Origin of the sequence: Flavobacterium sp. 5 (assembly GCF_002813295.1) — a bacterium.
In the GTDB taxonomy this organism is placed as follows: domain Bacteria; phylum Bacteroidota; class Bacteroidia; order Flavobacteriales; family Flavobacteriaceae; genus Flavobacterium.
The window spans coordinates 2,297,267-2,319,702 of the sequence record NZ_PHUE01000001.1 but is presented as its reverse complement, the minus strand read 5'-3'; the positions used below and the strand labels follow the sequence as shown (position 1 = coordinate 2,319,702).

Below are 22,436 nucleotides of genomic sequence, written 5' to 3'. Positions count from 1 at the left end.
ATGAGTAAGCGTAACAAAATTGCGGTAACACATTAAGCAGAAATCGTTTGTGGTATACCAAATTCAACCTAATCAATCTAAAAAGGAATTCTGGAAATCGAGGATTAGTACATCCAGAAATTCACTCCAAAAAAATAATATGGGCGTGCCACCAATAAAAAAATGGCAAAATTCGCTAGCTGGCAAGCCATTTTTTTATTGCTGTCGGGCTATTCGTTACAAGTCCTCAACAAGTTTCGCTATCGCTACACTTGTTTGCGGGCTTTTCACTTCTATCCCTCACGCGAAGATGTGTAATAAGAATCTTTAAAGTAGTCCATTTTGTTTTATCACATCTTCAAAACTCTAAATAATCTGTTTCCATTCCGACAAAAGAGGAATGAATTTGTAAATATTTTGCTGTAATTACAACTACTGTACCCCAACCCTAGTATTAAATCTTGCAGCAGTTTTATTACCATAGGTTGAAGTTACAGTTAGATTTATTGCAATTAATTGTATGCTACGTCTTTTCTGTTGCATAAAGACTCGCATATAATTTTAGATTTTCTTCAAACCTTTCATTTCAGAATCTTTTCCTTCTGTAATGCTGATTGCAACACCACCACCTGGAGCCAAAAATTGTTTTAAAATTGTTTTAGAAGTTACAACCACTTTAGTTACTGTATAACTTTGTGGCTTTTCATTCCAATTGGCATCTTTGGCATCGGCATAAATAGTAGCGATAAAGTTTTTCCCTTTTGGTAAATAATCAAATGGAATGATTGCAGTTCTTGTATTTTCATCGGTAATTCCGCCAACAAACCAAGCCTCTTTTCCTTTAGCTTTACGAGCAATTGTTATGTAATCACCAGGTTCTGCCTCTAGAATATAACTATTATCCCAATCCACTGCTACATCTTTGATGAACTGAAAAGCATCTGGAAAACGCTCATAATTCCCTGGAATATCTGCCGCCATTTGCAACGGACTATACATAGTCACATAATATGCCAACTGTTTTACCAAAGTAGTATTGACACGTTGCTTGCTTCCAGTTCGATAATACGAAAGATCAGTTTGAAAAATTCCTGGTGTAAAATCCATTGGACCTCCCATTAAACGGGTAAAAGGTAAAATAGTGGTGTGATCTGGATTTAATCCTCCCATAGATTCAAACTCAGTTCCTCTAGCAGATTCTTGAGCAATCCAGTTTGGAAACGTACGATTTAAGCCCGTTGGACGAACAGCTTCATGGCTATCAATCATGATTTTATAATCGGCGGCACGTTTGGCTACATTAATATAATGATTGACCATCCATTGCCCATCATGGTGTTCTCCTCGTGGAATAATTTTACCTACATAACCTGTTTTTACTGCATCGTAACCGTTATCATTCATGAACTGAAAAGCACGATCCAATCGACGTTCATAATTGGTTGCAGATCCAGATGTTTCGTGGTGCATGATTATTTTTACTCCTTTTGAAGCTGCATATTCATGAACTGCTTTGACATCAAAATCTGGGTAAGCCGTTACATAATCAAAAACATCTTCTTTCCAATTGTTAATCCAATCTTCCCAACCAATATTCCAGCCTTCGATTAGGATTGCATCAAAACCATTTGCTGAAGCGAAATCAATATATTCTTTGGCTCGTTGGGTTGTCGCTCCGTGTTTTCCATTTGGCGTAAGCTTTGTGAAATCATCTGTTAATTTTACGTTATTTTCCTTTCCGAAAGCCCAAGTACTTTTCCCTGCAACAAAATATTCCCACCAAATTCCAATATATTTTACTGGTTTTATCCAAGAAATATCTTTGTAACTTGTTGGCTCATTTAGGTTCAATATTAATTTGGAAGCCAAAATATCCGTTGCTTTATCGCTCACAACAATGGTTCTCCAAGGTGATTGAGCATCAGTCTGCATATACCCTTTATTCCCCACAGCATCAGGTGCTAAATGACTACGCATTTTATACGTTGTCGCATCCAATTCAAGATACATTGCAGGATAATTTATCAAAGCTGCTTCATGAATGTTGATGTATAAACCATCATTAGATTTCATCATCGACGGAGTTTGAACTGCTAATTCTTTTATTGGCCATTGCGAATTGATTTCGATTGTGGCTTTTTTCATCAAAGAGGGAACTTCAGAAATTTTTGAAGTAGTGTACGCATATTCATTGGTATCATAATCTCCTGGAATCCAGAAAATTTTATGATCACCTGCTAATTGAAACTCAGTACGTTCTTCTTTAATTACAAAATAATTTAAGTCATTTTGTTTCGGAAATTCATATCTAAATCCTAATCCGTCATTGAATAATCTGAAACGAATGCGAATGTATCTGTTATTATTTTTCGCTTGCGCTAAAGTAACTACCAATTCATTATAATTATTACGAATGGTTTTTTCTTCGCCCATAACAGGACTCCAAGATTCGTCTACCGATTTTTGTTCGGTATTTGTAATCAAAAAACCATCCATAAATGAAGGAGCATCTTTGATCTCCAATCCTAATGTACTAGGCTTGATTACAGATTTTCCTTTATAGGATAATTGGTATGAAGGGACACCATTTTCTTTTAATTCAAATTTTAGAACAAGATTCTTATTAGGCGAATTTATTTCTTGCGCTTGTATTAAAAAGGGAGCAAGACAAATCAATAAGAATACATTGAGGTGTATTTTTTTTAGTTTAAAAATCATTTTTTTATTTTTTTGGAGTAAAAAGAGTAAAGCAAAGGCGCACAAAGACAAATAGTTTCGAAGTATTAAAAATTTAAACAACCATACAATTAATTTAAACAAAAAGGTAGTATGAATTAAATCTTAGTAGTCTTTGTGGCTTTGCTGTAATATAATGAGGATTACAAATAGTCTTCGTAATGTAATTTTATATCATTTTCCATTGCAAAGATAAGCCACAAGGTATCATATGACTATTTGTAACCCTACCAGTTTATTACATTAATTTTTCAGCACAATATATTGATATGGTTCTAAAGTAATTTCAGTTGTAACGGTTACTGGAGCATTATCAAAAGCATTTTTCCAAGCTATTTTGGAAAGTGTATTTGGGAAAATATATTTTGCTGCAGAATTTGTTAAATTAGAAAGTACAAATACTTTTTCGGTATCAGTTTCCATAGTAAAAGCACTTACAGCATCATTACTATACCCTTTATAAGTTCCTCTTTTTATGGCATTGCTTGAATTTCTAAAAGCGATTATCTTTTTGTATTCAGCTAGCACACCTGCATCGGCTGTACTCCAATCGATAGGAGTGTGAGTGAAATAATCGATTTTTTGAGCGTACCCAATTTCTTGAGCATTATAAATCATAGGTACAGATTTCATATATGCAGCAACTACAAAAGTAGCCATAGAACCTTGTTTACCTCCAAACAATTGCAGAGGTGTACCATCTGTCCAGTTGACATCGTGGTTTGAAGTATATCGTACAATACGTTGAGAATTATTATAATTTGTGGCATATTCCGCAGCATTTGCATCTTGAATAGAAGTTGCTGATTTTCCTTCTTTGAATACTTTTTTCAAAGCATCAAAAAAACCAAATCCAAAAGTATAATCAAATCCAGCTGCGAAATGATTTACTTTTGATCCTTCTGCAAGCATTAATATATTTTGATTTTTAATTGGCCTTAAAGTTGTAGTTGCTTGTGACCAAAAATTTTGAGGTACGAAATCTGCATAATCACAACGGAAACCATCAATGTTAGCACTATAAACCCAATAGGACATAGCATCAACCATTGCAGCTCGCATCTCTTGATTATTAAAATCTAATTGTGCTACATCTGCATAACCCGATCCTGGAGGGGAAATGATTTCACCCTTATCATTTTTTTGGTACCAATCTGGGTGATCAGTAATCCAAGCATTATCCCATGAAGTATGATTAGCAACCCAATCTAAGATAACTGCCATATTTTTTTTATGAGCTTCCTCAACGAGTTTACGAAGATCTGCAAGCGTTCCAAATTCGGCACTAACCGCTTTATAATCTCTAACTGAGTATGGAGAGCCCAATGTACCAACAGAATGAAGAACTCCAACAGGATAAATAGGCATTAAATAAATAACATTTACTCCAAGATCATGAATGGCATCCAGTTTTTCGGTTACACCATTTAGAGTTCCGGCATTACTAAAAGCACGAATATTGACTTGATAAATTATAGCATCTTCTTTGGCTGGCATTTTTTCAAATGGCGTTCCGTATTGTTCGTACGGAGAAGGTGTATTTGGAGTATCATCAGATGAACTACATGCGGCTACTACCGAAGTGAAGCATACTGCAAAAACGATTTTGATGTATTTTTTCATTTGTTTTATTTTTTATAATAATCACATTTTTTATGATAATGGATGCATCCCTCCTCTTTTTTCAGCAAAGAGGGATGCAATTTAACTAACCAAACCATTTCATTGAATGCAGACTATCTCTTTTTGTTATATTTTTTTAACGGTATAAGTACCAGTTGCTGGATAACCATTTATAGCAGGATTAATATCATTTATAGTAAAAGTGATTTCATATGTTCCAGCTTCTCCTACGTAATGTGCTCCTGAATTATCAAGATACATGATACCTTCATCATTATTTTTTGCTCCGTAATTAATTGCCCATGAATTGTTAAGTCTAAATTTTACATTTCCTGGTTTTAATTCGGTAGTAACTTTCCAAGTTTTATTAACATGATCATAATTCATAGGGGTGCTATTATCCCAGCTTCCAGCAGTTGCATCTCCAACAACTCCCCAAGAATAACCAATTGCATTCCATTTTAGAGTTTTCAGGTTTACTGTCATTTGATAAGAGCCAGCTCCTGGCATTTGAAAATCAGTATCACTCATGTTTTTTAAATCATTGTTGGTAGCTCCAGCTCCATAAAATTGAGCCCAGTTTCTTTCTTTATTTAATTTGAAACCTAAAGCATCGGCAGGAATAGATACATATCCTTGGTATACATCAGTACTTATTGCAAGTAAAGATGCGGCTGTATCAACATTCCAGCCCTGATAACTTCCTGGCATTATTATTTGACCAATAACTACTGGGACTTCATAAGGGGTAATTGTTAAAACAATTGGTTCAGAATAAATGGTATGATCCATGTATGATTCTACACGTACAACAATTTCACCTGCCTTATTTATAGGCAATCCTAGTTTAAGAGCTATTCTATTAAGCTCTGCTCCCAATAAAGATTTGCTCAATACATCTTCCCCAACTACGAGACGAGTGGCGGTGTCCCAAGCTTTTTCTCCGATGATGTTGTCTGGGAGATCAAATTGTAAAGCATAAGTAACTGGAGCGTGTATTGGATAAACCACAGCAGGCCAAGAAAGAGTAACTACCGGATCTGATTCATTATCAACTGAAAGAACAATAGTGCTTGTTGATGCTTCTACAGTCGATGGAAAACTAACCTTTTGCAAAGTGGTCAGTTCCGCAGTGTCTTCACAAGATACGCCAAGCAGCGCTACTGCGAAAAGTACGAGTAACTTATATATATATGTTTTCATGTGAGTTCTTTTTTAGTTGTAACCAGGATTTTGTTTTAAACTTGGATTTGCATTAAGTGCCGCAGTAGGAATTGGAAACAATTTTCTATACGGTTGTGAAGTAGCTTTGAATTCGTTTGGCAACAAAAAGGTATCAAAACGAATCATGTCTTGTCTTCTGTGCCCTTCCCAGTTCAATTCGAATCCTCTTTCATCGTAAATATCAGTAAGTGTTGGGTCAGCGGCTAGAGCATCAAGACCTGCACGCTTTCTTACAGCATCAATAAAAGGTTTTGCAGCAGCAGCATTTCCAAGGCGAACATTACATTCGGCCGTCATTAACATAACATCGGCATATCTAAAAATTGGAAAATCATTAGAAGCCCCGCCGCCAGTATTTGCTCCTGCAGGGTAAAATTTAGTATTACGAACTCCAGCTTGCGGTGGAGCACCAGGATTGTCTAGTGAACCTATTTCTAGAGTATAATTCACACCTCCAGGTTGTTCTCCTACTAAAAATTGTTTTTTGCGAATATCCTTATCGTCATATTTTAAATAATAATCTTTTGGGATAACAGTCCCATTCCATCCATTATACCCAAACAAATTAGAAGCATTTGCTCCTGCCATACTGCGTACTGTAAAAATATTACGGGAAACCACATCAACCGTAGAGTAAATAGCTAATATCGTTTCGTCTTCTGGAAGTACATCTCCAAACAATTCGAAGTATTTATTTCCTAACGGGCTTGATGCATTATCAATTCCTGGGTGCAGTGAAAACCCACCTTCATTTAATTTGTCGCAAACTGCAAGGCATTCAGCCCATTTAGGAGTTCCTGTATAAACACCTGCATTTAAATATACTTTGGCCAGTAATGTATAACCAGCCCATTTATTGAAACGTCCATAATATTCTCCTCCTTTAGTACCAGAAAGTAATTCAACATTTTCGGTTAATTCTTTAACAACAAAAGCATAAATATCTTTGCGATCTGCCTGAGGAATTTTATCTACCGTAATATGATTTGAGGTATAAAAAGGCACATTACCATAATCATCCATTAACAAATAATAGAAAAAGGCTCTTAATACTTTAGCTTCGGCAATTTTTGAAGGATCAGCTTTTGATTTTTCCAGCTGTTCTATGGCCAAGTTGGCAGTAAATACAGATTTATACAGCCATCTCCATGTATTGCCTACAATAAAACTGGAAGGCAGCCAATCGTGTTTGAACAATATTGCAAAATCTAATTGCCAGTCTCCTGTATTTCTATGGGGGATTACTTGTTCGTCACTCGACATGGCATTTAGGTCATACCAGCCATTATCGGCACCAGCATATCCAATACCGTCCCAGTTCCCTCCAATTTGTGCATAAACACCAGCTAGTGCTATATTAGCACCTTGTGGAGCGTCATAAAAAGGATCTGTTTCGTATTTATCGTAGACATTTTCATCTAAATTGGTGCAACTTGCAAATGATAAGAGACTTAAACTCCCTATCAATACTATATTTTTGATTTTCATTTTCTTTTACTATTTAAATTTAACACTTAAACCTAAACCAACTGTTCTGGTACGAGGATATATCCCTATGTCGCTTCCAAAATTGGCTCCGCCACCAGTTAAATTAATTTCTGGATCCATACCAGTATAATCAGTAAATAACAATAAGTTGTTACCAGTAAGTGTAAGACGAAGAGATTCCACATATTTAACCTCTTTGAAAGTAAAATTATAACCGATAGCCACATTCTCTAATCGTATAAAATCACCATCTTCTAACCACAAATCAGAAACATATTGAGTCGTGAACATTCCTAGAGGAACTGAGCTTTTCAATACATTTGATTTTCCAATACTTTCCTGATAACTCAAACTTTTGTTTAAGGTGTTATAAATTTTATTTCCTCCAGAACCTCTCCAAAGCATTGAAATATCCAAATTTTTATATTTAAAAGTAGGATTGAATGCAAAAGTATACGTTGGCATTGAAGAACCGTTATAAGCTCTGTCTGGACTTCTTGATCCTTGATCAATAATACCATTTCCATCGCGATCCAATACTGTCTCCGCGTTAACATTGTCTTTTCCTGTACTATGCAAAGTATAAAATGAACCTACTGGTTTTCCTTTTACCAAGTAAGAGTTTGGTGCACCCCAGTCAACAAAATCCGTATTCAATGGTACTCCATCGATGCTTCCGCTCAAATTAAGTACTTCATTTCGCATAAAGGATACGTTTCCTGCTAGAGTAAGGAGAATGTTGTCGTTACTTATTAAATCATAGCTTAATGAAGCCTCTATACCTTCGTTCAAAAGACTTCCCACATTAGCAAATACTCTATCAAAAGGATAAGGAGGTTGTGGAACAGTGTAATTAAATAAAAGATTATCTGTAGTAGCAGTATAAGCATCAAAAGAACCTTTAAGTCTATTGTTAAAAAGAGCAAAATCAATACCAATATTGGTCTGTTTTTTTGTTTCCCATTTCAAATCAGAATTCTCATTTTGTATCTGACCATAATTATTGACTACTGAGCCTCCAAAATAAGTAAGATTTGGCGTACCTTGACCCACTAACGAAAGAGATTGTTGAGGAGATAATCCCTGTTGATTACCTGTTTCTCCATATCCTCCACGTAATTTTAATTGAGTAAAGAGGGTTTGATTAGCCATAAAAGATTCTTTGTCAATAGCCCATCCTAAAGACACTGATGGGAAGTCCCCCCATTTGTTATTGTCTCCAAATACAGAAGAACCATCTTTTCTAATACTTCCTGTAAGTAAATAACGACCTAAATAGCTATAATTAAAACGAGTTAAAAAAGATATTACGGTTCTGTCATTTTTATAAGATGATATATCACCTGGTTTTGCATTTGAAAAATCGCCCAATTGCAAAGCATTGTAGGTAGCAATATCATTTACAAAGCCACGGGCTTGAGCAAAGTTCCCTTGATAGGTTTGATTTTGCCACTCATAAAGACCTAATACATCCAGACTATGATTGCCTAATACTTTTTTGTAATTAATGCTCATGTTCATAAGCCTTTCATTTGTCTTATTGTTACTGATATTGGCGTAACCTTTTTGATCAATAGCCTCAGCATCTGTTGATTCTGATGGAAGATAGTAGCCGTGAGTAATATTGGTATTTCTCCAACTTCCAAACCATCCTGCAGTTACGCCGTCGATAATTTCTAATTCAGCTTTTAAACTTCCAAACAAATTATTGTTTTCATTATGATTGGAAACGGTTTCTGCAGCCGCATATGGATTTAAATAATTAAATACGTTAGGATCGTTAAAATAAGTACCATCCACATTATAAACTGGAGTAGTGGGACTTACAAAGTAAGAGTTTGTAATCAAGTTAGACCTAAATGATGCTCTACCTATGGTTCCAATACTATAATCAGTATCAATAATACCACTGTTAAGATTAAAAGTCAATTTTAACTTGTCATCCATTGCCAATTGAGTAGCTTGGATGCGTCCAATATATTTATTACTTTTTGTGTTTATTACGACTCCTTCTTGTAAAATAGCCGAAATAGAAGCTCTGTAATTAAATTTTTCTGCTCCGCCACCAAAGGCCAAAGCATGCGTTTGGGTAAATCCTCTTTGTGTCAAAATGTTAAACCAATCGGTACTTGCACCATGATTTGCTAATGCTGGTACACCCACTGACTGAGCTTGTTGCCACCATTCGTCTGCATTTAGAACTTCTAATGGGTTTGGAATTTCATCTACCGACATTGTTCCTGAGTATTCTACAGAAGTTTTACCAGCTTTACTTTTTTTAGTAGTAACAAGGACCACTCCAGCAGCTCCTCTAGAACCATATACCGCAGCAGCAGATGCATCTTTTAAAATGTCTATAGAAGCAATTTCACTTGGAGGAATTTGATTTAATAAATCAAGATTTCCTTGTACACCATCGATAACTACCAATGGATCATTTCCTCCAACTAATGAAGTTAATCCTCGAATTCTAATACTTGGGGTAGCTCCTGGTTCACTACCTGTTTGAGTGATGTTTACACCCGCCATTTTACCAGAAATCAATTGCAAGGGGTTTACAATAGAACCTTGATTCATGTCTTTTTGAACAATAGAGGATACTGCACCTGTTACATCTCTTTTGGCCATAGAACTATAACCTACTAATACGACTTCTTTTAAGGAAGTTGTTTCTGGTTCTAATTGTATTGTTGGATTTATTTGATCTGCCAAAAACACTTTTTTAATATAGCCCATGTAAGTAGCAACTAACATCGCAGTGTTACTTTGTACTACAATTTCAAAAGAACCGTCATAGCCTGTTAGTGCACTATTTTTTGTTCCTTGCTCAGTAACAGTCGCACCAGATAATGGCATTCGATTCTCATCGACTACTTTTCCTTTTATGGTTTGTTGCAAAAAAGGAAGAATTTCGGTTTTAATTATATTCGGTTTTTTGAGCATAATTTGGGTATCTCGAATAATAAAATCCGTAGAAGTCCCTTTAAAAATATAGTCTAAAACGATGTTTATATTTTGATTTTTTACGTGAATAGATATTACACGATCTAAATCGATATCGTTCAATTTATAAATAAATTTAAAGTCGGTTTTTTGTTCAATAGTTTCAATAACCTTCTCCACAGTAGTGTTTTTTAATTCTAAGCTAACTTTTGTCTTTTGGGCATAAGTATCGGCTCGTGAATTAAAAATGGCAACTAAAAGTAATAGTGTAGTTAGTTTCAATTTCAGGTCAATTTTGAACAATGAAAATTGCATTCCATCATTCTTTGATTTTTTTTTCATAATTTTGTTAATTGATTGTATTTAATCTGTTAGGTTCAATCACTTCTTCAATCGGAAATTGTTCGCAGCTCTTTCCGATTTTTTTATTCTAGTAAATTCAATTCATTATTTTTTCATTGGTTTTAAGGGTTAGTTAATAGTTATTATATTATTCTTTTTGCTATAATTAAAACCATAGGCATCATCGAAGTAGCTCAATACTTCTTCTATAGATTTATCACCAAAACGGGCATTAAATTTTTCATTAGCTAATTTTTGACTTTTGACTACGATAGTAACATCATACTTTCTTTCTAATTTTTTACAGATACTATTAAACGTTATATCACGAAAAGCTAATCCACCATTCATCCAACACGTATACATATCTGTATTAACTTCTTTAGTATTGATGCGATTGTTATTTTTATTGAAGCTTCCTTTGTATCCTGGTTTAAGAATCGTGTTTTTATCAGCATTAAAAGTTTCATTTGCCGAGTACATTCCTACTGAACCTTCTACTAACACAACATCAGTTAAATCATCTTCTGGATAACTGGAAACATTAAAATGTGTCCCTAAAACTCTAACATTCAATTTATCGGCATTTACGATAAAAGGGTGTTTCTTGTCCTTTGCAACATCAAAAAAAGCTTCACCATCAAGAAAAACTTGTCTGTTTGCACCAGCTATGAATTTTACAGGATATTTTAATGTAGTACCTGAATTTAAGTGCACAATGGTTCCGTCAGATAGTTCCAATTCAAATCGTTTTCCGTTTGGAATTTTCAAAGTATTATACACCAGTTTTTCAATTGATGTTTCGGTATCATATGCAATTTTGTTTCCGTTTTGGTTTCCTACAATGTGTCCATCAGCATCGGCAACTTGGCTTTTTTTACCCTCAGAAATAACTTGAATATCACCATTTTCTAACTGTAAGGTGATCTCATTACTGCTAATAACAGGATTAATTTTTGGGGCATTAAAATTCTTTCTGTATGAAAATCCAATAGAAAGTAATACAATAATCGAAGCTGCAATAGCCAAATATTTCTTGAAAGGAAATTTTATTTGTTCGATTTCTTCGCTTTCTTGAGCCTGAATCAAAATTTTAGAAAATAATTGGTCTGCTGTATTCGCATCCATTTGAGGAAGTTCATTCAATAAAGTTTTCACTTCATCAACAGTTGGGAAATCGGTGGTAAGGTTATTGTTTTTGCAATAGTCAATTACTACTGTTGTTTCTTCAGCAGTGCATTGGTTCAAAATGAACTTATTGAGTATTTCTTTTATTTCTGAATTTTCATTCATCATGACTAAATATTTGTTTGCTTTTATATAATACAGTTGAAAGAGAGTTGACTACTACTCAAACGTTGTAATTTTTTTAATTTTAACATAATTAAAAATAAAAAATCAATATTTTAAACTATAAAGTATTGATTTTTAAAGCATTATAAATAAAAAATTATTTCAATAAAAAGCAAAAAAAATCACCCCTAAGGAGTGATTATAGAATAAAATGAAATCTATTTTTAAGTAAAACCATCATGAGCCCGAAAAAATATCCGCATGGATTCGAGGGCTTTACTCATTTGATTTTTGACAGTATTGACAGAAATACCTAATTCCTGGCTAATTTCTTCATATGTTTTACCCTGTTTTCTTGACATTTTAAAAATGCGTTTACGTTTGGGTGGAAGTTGTTTTATCGCCTGCTTTTTTAATTTTTTACAATCATCTTCGCGAATAGAAAAATCTCCTTCCGCATGTGATTTCTCACTAGTGTAAAAAACCTCTTCTTTCAAAAGCACATCATTTGCGGCTTTGTTTAAAAGATTAAAAGCTTGGTTTCGGGCAATGGTAAATAAAAAAGATTTGAAGGATTGTTCCAAATTTAAATTTTCTCGATGCAACCAAATTTTCAAAAAAACGTCTTGTACATTTTCTTCTGCAAGTTCTTTGGATTTTAAAAGACTGATGCTATAACCATAGATATCTTGGTAATAGAAATCATACAGTTTACGAAATGCTTTTTCGTTACCATTTTTGAGTTCACTTACCAACAATTGTTCGCTAAAGTCTTTTGTTGTTGACATTGATTTACTAACCCTTTAATTTTTTATGATTATAATAAGGATATTCTTAATTTAAGGCAGATAATAACTTAAATAGCCAACAAATATATAAAAATATTATTCGCATTGGTATTTTAAAAAAGTTGCCTTTGCTTTTTTGGAGTTAATTTTAATTTTAGACATAAAAAAAACCACTGATTTCTCAACGGTAATTTATAATTTTAGAGTAAAATAATAGTGTGTTTTTTAGGCTTCTGGTTGTTCATATTGCCAACCTTCTTCAAGAAATTCTTGAACGATTACGCTATATTGTGCACCTACTTTTTCGGCAAGGATATCAGTCTTAAAGACAATTTTTTCTGATAAATAGTTTTTAAATGCAAACCCCGCAATCAAAACAATTATAGCAGGTATTATTCCACTTTTAAGTCCATCAAAACTAAAAGAAAAAAGGAACGGAAAAACAAACATTATACCCGCTCCAATAAAAATATATTTTTGAGCTTTTGCATCTGCTCCTTCATGAATTGATCTACAGCTTTCGCATCTAGGCACACCAATAGAAACTTTATTGAAATTTACTTTTCTAACAACCAAGTAATTAGCTCTTTTTTGTTCAAAGAATAAAGTTTGAAAAAAGCAACTATCTATTAAGGTCATTTCCTTTTTTCGACAATAGCTGCATTTTTTTTCAGTAGGTTCAATTCTTTTTTGAGTTTCGTTTACTCTGTATTTTTCTTCCATATGTTATTGTTAATTGGTCGCAATATTAATTTAAAATAAAGCCTAAAATAGGAAAAAAAGTTCAAACACAATAAAATTAAAAAAAGATTACTTAATTACCTTGTTACCTCATCTACCAAATAAAAAATAGATTTGAAATCAATTCCACTCCTATTTTCTAATCCAATTTCGCAAGTTCTACTTGTAGAATATCCTTCGTTGCAGTCTGTTGGAATTTGTGCTTTTAATTCGCGTAATCCATGTTCGTTTAGTTCAGGAATCAAGAAACCTCTGTCACCTGCAAAACCACAACAATTGCTATCAATTAATGTAACTTGATTGGAACAGAGTTGAGACAAAGCAAGGAGCTGATCCATTTTTCCAATTTTTTTAACCGAACAAACAGGAAAAACGGCAACAGTCTCTTTTTTATTCTTTATTGTCAAATGTGGCATTACATAATCCAACATAAATTCGATAGGATCAACAATTTGCAAGGTGCTAGAAAATTCTTCTTTTGAATGCTGAAAACATGGGCTCATATCATACAAAACAGGATATTTTCCATTTTCCGATGCTTCTAAAAGCGACTTTTCTAATACTTCTGATTGTGTATGATTAGCTTCTGCAAAACCTTTACTGGAAAAAGGCATACCACAGCAATGACTGTTCATTGATTTGGGATAAATTATGGTAAATCCGGCACGAACTAATAATTGATGAGTAAGTGCTGTTAATTGAAGATCATCTGAGTTTTGAAAACTATTTTTCCCCATACTTCTATTGATGCATGAAGGAAAGTAAACTACTTTTAAATCAGAGGTTGTATTCATTTTATTACTATTGATTGGTATTAATTTTGTTAGCCCCTTTTGGCATTTCAGGAATCCATTTCGGAACTTTTCCAAAACTTAAAAAATGAAAGCCATTGGATAAAGTAGCCATAATTGTTGTTCCAAGAATGTTGTGAAAACCTGCTACAATTTTTAGTCCAATTCTTAAACCAGAAGTTGTTCCTGCCATGTGTGAGCCAATATAAGAAGCTATTTTTTTATCGTCAACATTCAATTTACTAGCCCTCCATTCTTTTACAAATTTCCCTGTATCTATATAAACAGGGCAAGCCAAAGCACAAAGTCCATCTGTGGCGCAGGTTTCATCCAGTTGATAGGTAACATCTTTTCGGATCGCTGCCAACCGCTGCGGATCATCATTGGTTTCTTCCAATCTGCTGATTTCTCGGGCAATTACAATACGTTGTCTAGGGGACAGAGTTAATCCTTCGGAAACGCAATGCGGTTCACAAAACCCACATTCCATGCATTTATCAACAATGACATGGGATTCGGGCATTGGTTTCAAATTTTTGAGATGTGCTTTGGGATCAGGATTGATTAAAACATCAGGATTGATTTTATTATTAGGATCAAAAATATTTTTGATGCGTTTCATGATTTCGTAAGCTGTAGTTCCCCATTCTTTTTCTACAAACGGAGCCATATTACGACCTGTCCCGTGTTCTGCTTTTAAGGAACCATCAAAACGATCTACAACTAAAATCGCCAACTCTGACATCAATTTTTCATAACGATCTACCTCATCTTGGTTCGAAAAATCCTGAGAAAAAACCAAATGCAGATTTCCTTCTAAGGCATGACCAAAAAGATAAGCATCGTGATATTCATATTTTTTAAATAAATCTTTCAATTCCAAACAGGCTTCCGCCAAATGAGACAAAGGAAAAGCAACATCTTCAATAATAACAGAGGTTCCTGTTTTTCGCATACCACCAACTGTTGGAAGCAAACCTTTTCGGGCTTTCCAATTGAAATAATATTGTTTAAGATCACGGGTAAATTCATAATCGGTGTAAGTCGGAATAGATTGAATTTGCGATCGAATTTCTTCTTGCTTTTGAAGTAAAACATTCAAATCATTGTCTCTGCATTCTACCAATAAAGCACAAGCAGATTCAGGCAATGTTTTGAAATACAAAGGAGCTTCAGGATCATTTTCAACAGATTGAATAGATTTTCGATCTAATAATTCTACAGCAGCAACTGGACTTGATTTTAATAAAATAGTCGCATTACAAGCATCTTGAATACTATTAAAAATAAGTAAAGAACAGGATTTATATTTTTCGTCGATAATGGTTTTGAATGTCACATTCGAAATAAACGCCAATGTGCCTTCCGATCCTACCATCAGGTGTTTGATAATTTCGATTGGGTCCTCATAATCAACCAAAGCATTGATGCTATAGCCTGTAGTATTTTTTATTTTGAATTTATTTTTGATACGCTGGTATAGTGTTTCATCACTTTTTATAGTGTCTCTAAGGTTTTCAATTTCATGAATTAAAGCCGTTTGATTCTTTTTAAAATCAGCAACACTATTTGTATCGGCAGTGTCCAGAAGTGTTCCGTCATGCAAAACAATTCGGATATCGGCTATGGTTTGATAGGAGTTTTGAGCAGTTCCGCAACACATACCACTAGCATTATTAGCAACAATACCGCCAATCATTGCCGCACCAATTGACGCTGGATCAGGACCAATTTTTAAGCCATGTGGTGCCAAGAAAGTATTAGCACGAGCACCAACAATTCCAGGCTCTAATTTTATTTTTTGATTGTTGTCTAAAAGTTCAAAATTTTTCCAACCATGTGTAGCAACAACCAAAACAGAATCAGTGATGGCTTGTCCCGACAAACTAGTTCCAGCAGCTCTAAAAGTTAATGCAATATCAAGTAATTTTGCTTGTTTTATGATTTCGACAACTTCAGTTTCATTGTGAGCCAAAATCACAATTTGCGGAATAAGTCTATAAAAACTAGCATCTGTACCATAAGCAAGAGTTTGCAAGGGATTTGTTAAAATACGTTTGGAATCAATAGATTTTGATAAAATGTCTTTTAACTTCTGATAGGATGGAGTTAACATAAGGATTGTATTTATTTTAACCGTGTAATGAAAGTGTAAATTTAGGTATAAATAAAAAAAACGAAGCATTAGGCTTCGTTTTCAATTATAAAAAAAATATTTTTTTTAATTTTTTAAATCTTTAATCACTTTAAAAGCAACATCCACTTCATTTTCACTTACCAAAATCGTAAATTCATTAGAAGTCGAAATTACCTCATTGATAATAATTCCTTCCCAAGCTAAACGTTGGAAAATGAAATAATAAATCCCAGGAACAACAATATTTTCTTTCGGTAATTTTACAGTTATAGAAGCTAAATTATCTAGTTTCTGAATCATTTTTTCAGACGCAAAATGTTTTTCTACTAAGTGATTCACACTGTTACTTACCACAATATTTGTTTCATTTACCCCTTTTGAGGAAGTATAAAAAATATCTGGTAATGAATTAATATCTGTAATTAAATCAGCTTGTTTATTTAAAACCGTATCCGAAACGGCAAATGTATAATCTGTCAAAGCAGAACGTACAGTGATTTCACCTATGTTTTTGATTACTTTATTAATTTTATGATTCAAACGAAAGTCTAACTCTTCGGTCAAACGTTTAAGAGCCATTACTACAGCTCCTTGTTTTACTTCTTTTCCGAATTCACTTTCCAATTCGTTCATGATATTTCTTGACAAAGAAGTCAAGTTAATGATACCTAGAGACAAAGCATTCAATAAAAAAGGCTTTGTTTTGATGTAATTCTCTACTATTGAAGATACAGTTTTCATAATTTCAGTTTGGTTATTTTTGAGTAGCTATGCTGATATTGAAAGGGTTTAGTTTCTAATATCGATGCAAATATAAACAAAAAAACAATTTGTTACAAATATAACATTGTTAAATTTTTTCAAAAATGATAAAAAGCATCTATAAGATGTTCAATAACAAAGGTTTTTCCTTCTTTATGAATGGCAATGATGTCAAAACGGACATCAATATCCAAATCTCTTTCTATTACATATGCATTTACAGCTTTTACTAAAAGTTGAATTTTTTTTGGTTTAACAAAATCTTGAGGCAAACCAAATTCAAGAGATGATCTAGTCTTTACTTCAACGATAGCAAGTGTGTTTTCTATTTTGGCAATAATATCTATTTCGGCTTTTTGAAACGTCCAGTTAGTATTTAGGATGATGTATCCGTTTTTTTTGAGATACGCTACAGCAAGGTCTTCTCCTTGTTTTCCTAATTCATTATGCTCTGCCATTGATATTTTTGATTTTAGAAATAGAAAATAAAAGTTTTAATTCACAACTTGCTTTAAACAAATCGCTAACTAAAACCTCCAATCATTTTATTTTTCAAAAACGACTGTATTGCAATTTTCGTTTACATCAATACTCACAGTATTACCCATAATTAGAGCTCTGTTATCATGAACGTGACCAGCTGGAAAATTATACAAAATTGGAATATTGTATTTTTGGGTTACATCTTGAACAATTTCATTTGCATTTTTACCCCAAGGAATATCATTATCTTTCATTTTTGTCATTCCACCTACAATGATTCCTTTAATGCTTTCCAGACAACCGTTGCGTTTTAGATTCATCATCATTCGGTCAATATGATATAGATATTCGTCTAAATCTTCTATGAATAAAATTTTATCCGTACAATCTATTGCCGATTTGGATCCAAGCAGACTATATAAAATAGATAAATTTCCACCAACTAATTCGCCAGTAGCTTTTCCAAAACGATTCATTGGAAACGGGTCAATTTTATATTCTAAAGGCTCACCAAACAAAGCGGTTTTTAAAGATGAAATCGATTCGGGAGCCGTTCTTTCAACACTCACTGGCATAGTGCCATGAATAGATTTATAGCCCATAGTATTCAGATGATTGTGTAAAACAGTAACATCACTAAAACCTACAATCCATTTTGGATGTTGTTTGAATTTGGTGAAATCCAATAAATCAATCATGCGCACAGTACCATAACCACCACGTGCACACCAAATCGCTTTTATATTTTGATTGTCCATTTGTTTCTGAAAATCGTTGGCACGTTGTTCATCTGTTCCTGCCAATTGATTAAGATCTAATCCGATGGTGCTTCCAATAACAACTTCTAAACCCCAAGAATGTAATAAATCTATTGTAGGTTTCAAGTTGTCATCGACATTTTTTCTGGCTGTTGCGACAATGGCAACAGTATCTCCTTTTTGCAAATAAGGTGGTGTAATCATAGTAGTTTGAGCTTGGCTGTTTATAGATTGTAAAACAAAAATAAGCAATAGCAATGGATACAAAACAGATTGTTTTTGAATAAAATAAAATGAACGGGTATGCATGCTATACATTTAGAAAATGATTTGATTTACTACTTATTGTAAGTGAAAGCAAAGATATGCATTTCTGAAAGACTAAAGAAATTGTAATCAAATTACTATATTTACAGGGTGCAAACCTAATTTAAAAGAATAATGATATTCAAAAAAAACTGCTTTTATCTTCTTTTGTTTTTTGTAATGACTAATAGTAATGCCCAAACTAAAACTTTTGTGATACATACTGTGGCGTTTTACAATTTTGAAAACTGTTATGACACTATTAATGACCCCATAACGAATGATGAGGAATGGACACCTACAGGAACTCAACATTGGAATTCCAAAAAATACTATCAAAAGCTAGAAAACTTAGCTCGGGTTTTATCTGAAATCGGTTCATCTGAAAACCCAAATGCACCAACATTTATAGGAGGAGCCGAAATTGAAAACCGTAGCGTTCTGGAAGATTTAATCAAACAGCCAAAATTAATCGATAAGGATTATGGAATTATACATTTTGATTCCCCTGATAAAAGAGGAATTGATGTTGCCTTATTGTATCAAAAAAAGCAATTTCAACCAACTAGTTTTGCTAATATTCCGCTGTATGTATATAGAGAACCGCAAACTATCAAAGAAATTATAAAAACGGAAGCGCCAGAAATTTTAGAAACAGACGATGTTATTGAAGTCAGTACTAAAAATTATCGGGTTTATACGCGAGATCAATTATTAGTAACTGGTTTTTTAAACGGAGAAGAGATTCATATACTTGTGAATCATTGGCCATCAAGAGCTGGAGGCGAAAAGAAATCGAGTCCATTTCGGGAGGCTGCAGGAACTTTGAATAGAAAAATTATTGATTCTTTGCAACGCATCAATCCCAACGCAAAAATTATTACTATGGGAGATTTAAACGATAGTCCTTTTAATAATAGTGTTAAAAAAGTGCTTGGAGCCAAAGGTAAAATTCAGGATGTTAATCTTTTTGGTATTTATAATCCTTTCGAAGAAATGGCAAATAAAGGTTTGGGAACGATTGCTTTTCGAGATTCATGGGATATTTTTGATCAAGTGATGGTTTCAGAATCACTACTTCAAAAAGATTATACAACCTTCGAATATTGGAAAGCTGGAATTTATAATAAACCCTTTTTAATACAAAAAAGCGGTAAATACAAAGGATATCCATTACGACATTCCCTCACTGAAATTGGTTTCAGCGATCACTTTCCAGCATATATTTATTTGATAAGAGAGAAAAAATAAAGCATGATTTGAATCAAAAGAACTATAAATCAAATTTTCTTCCCTGTTCTGGAAATATAAAATCAACACCTAAAGGATTTTCTTTTTTCAGTTGCTCTTTAATTTTCTGAATATTTTTTGTCGGCGGTTTTCTATGAGTAATGATAATTTTCAAATCCTGTAAACTTCCTTTTCCTGCGAATTCTTCTAATTTGCTAAGCTCTTTCATTAAATGATTAGGAGTTAAATGCCCATATAAAGCATTATCAGGTTGCTCATTTGGAAACGAAACTTCAATAAAAATTCCTCTTAGCTGTTTTTCCTTAATCAAAGGAGCAACTGCTTGCCATAAGATTCGCAAATCATTGCTTTTTTCGATTTCATCTGGACCAGTATCACCTAAATATAAAACAGCATTTTCTTCATTTTTGATTAAAAAAGCAGTGCTTTCAAAAGGATTTCCGTGGCTTAGAGGAAACGCTTTTACTGTCATTGAAGTATTAGTTAATTTTGTCTCTTCCCCAAAAGGAAGCGTTTGAAAATGATATTTATTAATTTGAAAACCAACACCACTATCACCAAAATTTGCCCAAGTTTCACCATTAAAATAATGGTCTTTCATCATCTCCATACATGTTTTTGTAGCATAAACTGTCTTAGAAGAATCGGCTGGCGAGTTAATAATCAAACCCGAAACATGGTCAAGATGAGCATGAGAGATAAGATATCCTTTTATATATTTTCGCAAAACTTCATTGGATGATACTGTAAAAACATTATTTGCAATAGCTTTTTCAATCCCAGCATTTATAGTACCCGCATCAAGACAAATATAATCCGTAGTGTTTTTAGGAGCCACTAAATAAGCAGAAAGATTAGTTTCATCAATACCCCCTTTAACACCCAAAGGAACTACCTCAAAAACTTTTTTCTGAGCTATTAATGATGAGGAAATCAAAAACAAACCAATAAAATATAATACGATGGACTTCATGTTAAAATAGAATTATTAATTTATTTTAAAATATAAAAATACTGTCTTCTTTTTTAATGACCGTATTTTTTTGCAAAAATTGATAACAACCCATTAGAATACTATAATTTTACTATAGCTAATTTGAATTTTGGATATTTAAAAAAGAGTTGCTTTAAAATCAAAATTGATTTTAACATCTTAAGACTATCAAAATTGAGCTTAAAATAATATCTTTACACAAAAATATAACAATTTTAACTAAAAAAGTTACAATGACAACAATAGCAGATCAATTTGGGATGAAAGAGGCATTAGCGCAATTGGGAGTTAAAGCCATAAACGAAGGTACTTCGACAGGAGTTAATCATTTTTCAAATGGAGCAATCTTAGAAAGTTTTTCACCAGTAGATGGTCAATTAATTGCTTCTGTAAAAATGAGCACACCAGCAGATTATGAAAAAGTAATGCAAACTGCAACCGAAGCTTTCAAAACATTTCGATTGATGCCAGCACCACAACGTGGGGAAATTGTACGTCAATTTGGAGATAAATTACGTCAAAATAAAGAAGCTTTAGGAAAATTGGTTTCTTATGAAATGGGGAAATCATTACAAGAAGGATATGGTGAGGTTCAGGAAATGATTGATATCTGTGATTTTGCAGTAGGATTATCACGTCAATTACATGGATTAACAATGCATTCAGAACGCCCAGGTCACAGAATGTATGAGCAATACCATTCTTTGGGTATTGTGGGAATCATTTCCGCTTTTAATTTTCCAGTAGCAGTTTGGGCTTGGAATACAGCTTTAGCTTGGATTTGTGGTGATGTTTGTGTTTGGAAACCATCTGAGAAAACACCATTATGTGGAATAGCTTGTCAAAATATTATTGCAGAAGTAATTAGAGAAAACAATCTCCCAGAAGGGATTTCTTGTTTAATCAACGGAGATTATAGTATTGGTGAATTAATGACTGCCGATAAACGTGTCCCTTTAATTTCGGCTACAGGTTCTACTCGTATGGGTAAAATTGTAGCTCAAACTGTTGCAGGCCGTTTAGGAAAATCTTTATTAGAATTAGGAGGAAATAATGCAATCATTGTAACTCAAGATGCTGATATTAAGATGACAGTTATTGGAGGTGTTTTTGGAGCTGTAGGGACTGCAGGTCAAAGATGTACTTCTACTCGTCGTTTAATTATTCACGAAAGTATTTATGATAAAGTGAAAGATGCAGTAGTATCAGCTTACGGACAATTGAGAATTGGAAACCCATTGGACGAAAATAATCATGTTGGTCCATTAATTGACACACATGCTGTTGAAATGTACAATACAGCATTGACTAAAGTAGTTGCCGAAGGCGGAAAAATCTTAGTTGAAGGAGGTGTGCTTTCTGGAGAAGGTTACGAAAGTGGTTGTTATGTAAAACCAGCTATTGCTGAGGCTCAAAATTCATTCGAAATTGTACAGCATGAAACATTCGCACCTGTTTTATATTTAATTAAATATTCTGGAACAGTTGAGAACGCAATTGATGTCCAAAATGGAGTAGCCCAAGGATTGTCTTCAGCTATTATGACTAATAACTTGCGTGAAGCAGAACATTTCTTATCTGTAGTTGGATCTGATTGTGGAATTGCAAATGTCAATATCGGAACTTCAGGAGCTGAAATTGGTGGTGCTTTTGGTGGTGAAAAAGAAACTGGCGGAGGAAGAGAATCAGGTTCTGATGCTTGGAAAGTATATATGAGAAGACAAACCAATACAATCAATTATACAACGAGTCTGCCTTTGGCACAAGGAATCAAATTTGATTTGTAAAATATTTTTT

The 22,436-nt window shown here is 33.6% G+C and carries 16 protein-coding genes; 2 read left to right on the top strand and 14 right to left on the bottom strand.

The features are described 5' to 3' along the window. Window positions 1–540: 540 nt before the first annotated feature. The 13 genes from CLU82_RS09425 to CLU82_RS09370 all read right to left on the bottom strand — a co-directional run bounded on the left by CLU82_RS09425 (window position 541) and on the right by CLU82_RS09370 (window position 18,292). Window positions 541–2,697 (bottom strand): glycoside hydrolase family 97 protein, encoded by a 2,157-nt coding sequence (locus CLU82_RS09425; protein WP_100842857.1) that lies wholly within the window; start codon window positions 2,695–2,697, stop codon window positions 541–543. A gap of 261 nt (window positions 2,698–2,958) precedes the next feature. Next, window positions 2,959–4,338 (bottom strand): alpha-amylase family glycosyl hydrolase, encoded by a 1,380-nt coding sequence (locus CLU82_RS09420; RefSeq protein WP_100842856.1) that lies wholly within the window; start codon window positions 4,336–4,338, stop codon window positions 2,959–2,961. 126 nt (window positions 4,339–4,464) lie between these two features. Beyond that, window positions 4,465–5,541: a SusE domain-containing protein gene (locus tag CLU82_RS09415; RefSeq protein ID WP_100842855.1), complete on the bottom strand. Its 1,077-nt coding sequence runs from the start codon at window positions 5,539–5,541 to the stop codon at window positions 4,465–4,467. Between the two features lie 12 nt (window positions 5,542–5,553). Further along, a complete protein-coding gene (locus tag CLU82_RS09410; RefSeq protein ID WP_100842854.1) occupies window positions 5,554–7,050 on the bottom strand; it encodes a RagB/SusD family nutrient uptake outer membrane protein in 1,497 nt (498 codons plus the stop codon). Window positions 7,051–7,059: 9 nt separating this feature from the next. Next, window positions 7,060–10,335 carry a SusC/RagA family TonB-linked outer membrane protein gene (locus tag CLU82_RS09405; protein WP_100842853.1) on the bottom strand — a complete coding sequence of 1,092 codons (3,276 nt, stop codon included), beginning with the start codon at window positions 10,333–10,335 and terminating at the stop codon, window positions 7,060–7,062. A gap of 129 nt (window positions 10,336–10,464) precedes the next feature. Beyond that, a complete protein-coding gene (locus CLU82_RS09400; RefSeq protein WP_232735237.1) occupies window positions 10,465–11,631 on the bottom strand; it encodes a FecR family protein in 1,167 nt (388 codons plus the stop codon). 221 nt (window positions 11,632–11,852) lie between these two features. Then, window positions 11,853–12,416, bottom strand: coding sequence for an RNA polymerase sigma factor (locus CLU82_RS09395; protein ID WP_100842851.1), 564 nt, complete (start codon window positions 12,414–12,416; stop codon window positions 11,853–11,855). A 225-nt stretch (window positions 12,417–12,641) separates the two neighbouring features. Beyond that, window positions 12,642–13,139, bottom strand: coding sequence for a hypothetical protein (locus CLU82_RS09390; protein WP_100842850.1), 498 nt, complete (start codon window positions 13,137–13,139; stop codon window positions 12,642–12,644). 95 nt (window positions 13,140–13,234) lie between these two features. Further along, entirely contained in the window at window positions 13,235–13,951 is a 717-nt protein-coding gene (locus tag CLU82_RS21000) for a (Fe-S)-binding protein (RefSeq protein WP_232735236.1), read from the bottom strand. 7 nt (window positions 13,952–13,958) lie between these two features. Further along, entirely contained in the window at window positions 13,959–16,064 is a 2,106-nt protein-coding gene (locus CLU82_RS09385; RefSeq protein WP_232735235.1) for an FAD-binding and (Fe-S)-binding domain-containing protein, read from the bottom strand. 105 nt (window positions 16,065–16,169) lie between these two features. Next, on the bottom strand, window positions 16,170–16,826 hold the full coding sequence (locus tag CLU82_RS09380) for an aspartate kinase (protein ID WP_100842849.1): 657 nt from the start codon (window positions 16,824–16,826) through the stop codon (window positions 16,170–16,172). A gap of 119 nt (window positions 16,827–16,945) precedes the next feature. Then, a complete protein-coding gene (locus tag CLU82_RS09375) occupies window positions 16,946–17,305 on the bottom strand; it encodes a YraN family protein (RefSeq protein WP_100842848.1) in 360 nt (119 codons plus the stop codon). Between the two features lie 87 nt (window positions 17,306–17,392). Further along, window positions 17,393–18,292 (bottom strand): LD-carboxypeptidase, encoded by a 900-nt coding sequence (locus tag CLU82_RS09370; protein ID WP_198520268.1) that lies wholly within the window; start codon window positions 18,290–18,292, stop codon window positions 17,393–17,395. A gap of 237 nt (window positions 18,293–18,529) precedes the next feature. Here CLU82_RS09370 and CLU82_RS09365 point away from each other — a divergent pair, with 237 nt between their 5' ends. Beyond that, window positions 18,530–19,645: an endonuclease gene (locus CLU82_RS09365; RefSeq protein ID WP_100842846.1), complete on the top strand. Its 1,116-nt coding sequence runs from the start codon at window positions 18,530–18,532 to the stop codon at window positions 19,643–19,645. Window positions 19,646–19,667: 22 nt separating this feature from the next. On the opposite strand, the gene CLU82_RS09360 is transcribed toward CLU82_RS09365, so the two are convergent. Beyond that, complete coding sequence (locus tag CLU82_RS09360) at window positions 19,668–20,618, bottom strand: MBL fold metallo-hydrolase (RefSeq protein WP_100842845.1); 951 nt, start codon at window positions 20,616–20,618, stop codon at window positions 19,668–19,670. A gap of 254 nt (window positions 20,619–20,872) precedes the next feature. On the opposite strand from CLU82_RS09360, the gene CLU82_RS09355 reads away from it, so the two are divergent. Next, window positions 20,873–22,426 (top strand): aldehyde dehydrogenase family protein, encoded by a 1,554-nt coding sequence (locus CLU82_RS09355; protein WP_100842844.1) that lies wholly within the window; start codon window positions 20,873–20,875, stop codon window positions 22,424–22,426. Window positions 22,427–22,436 lie beyond the last annotated feature (10 nt).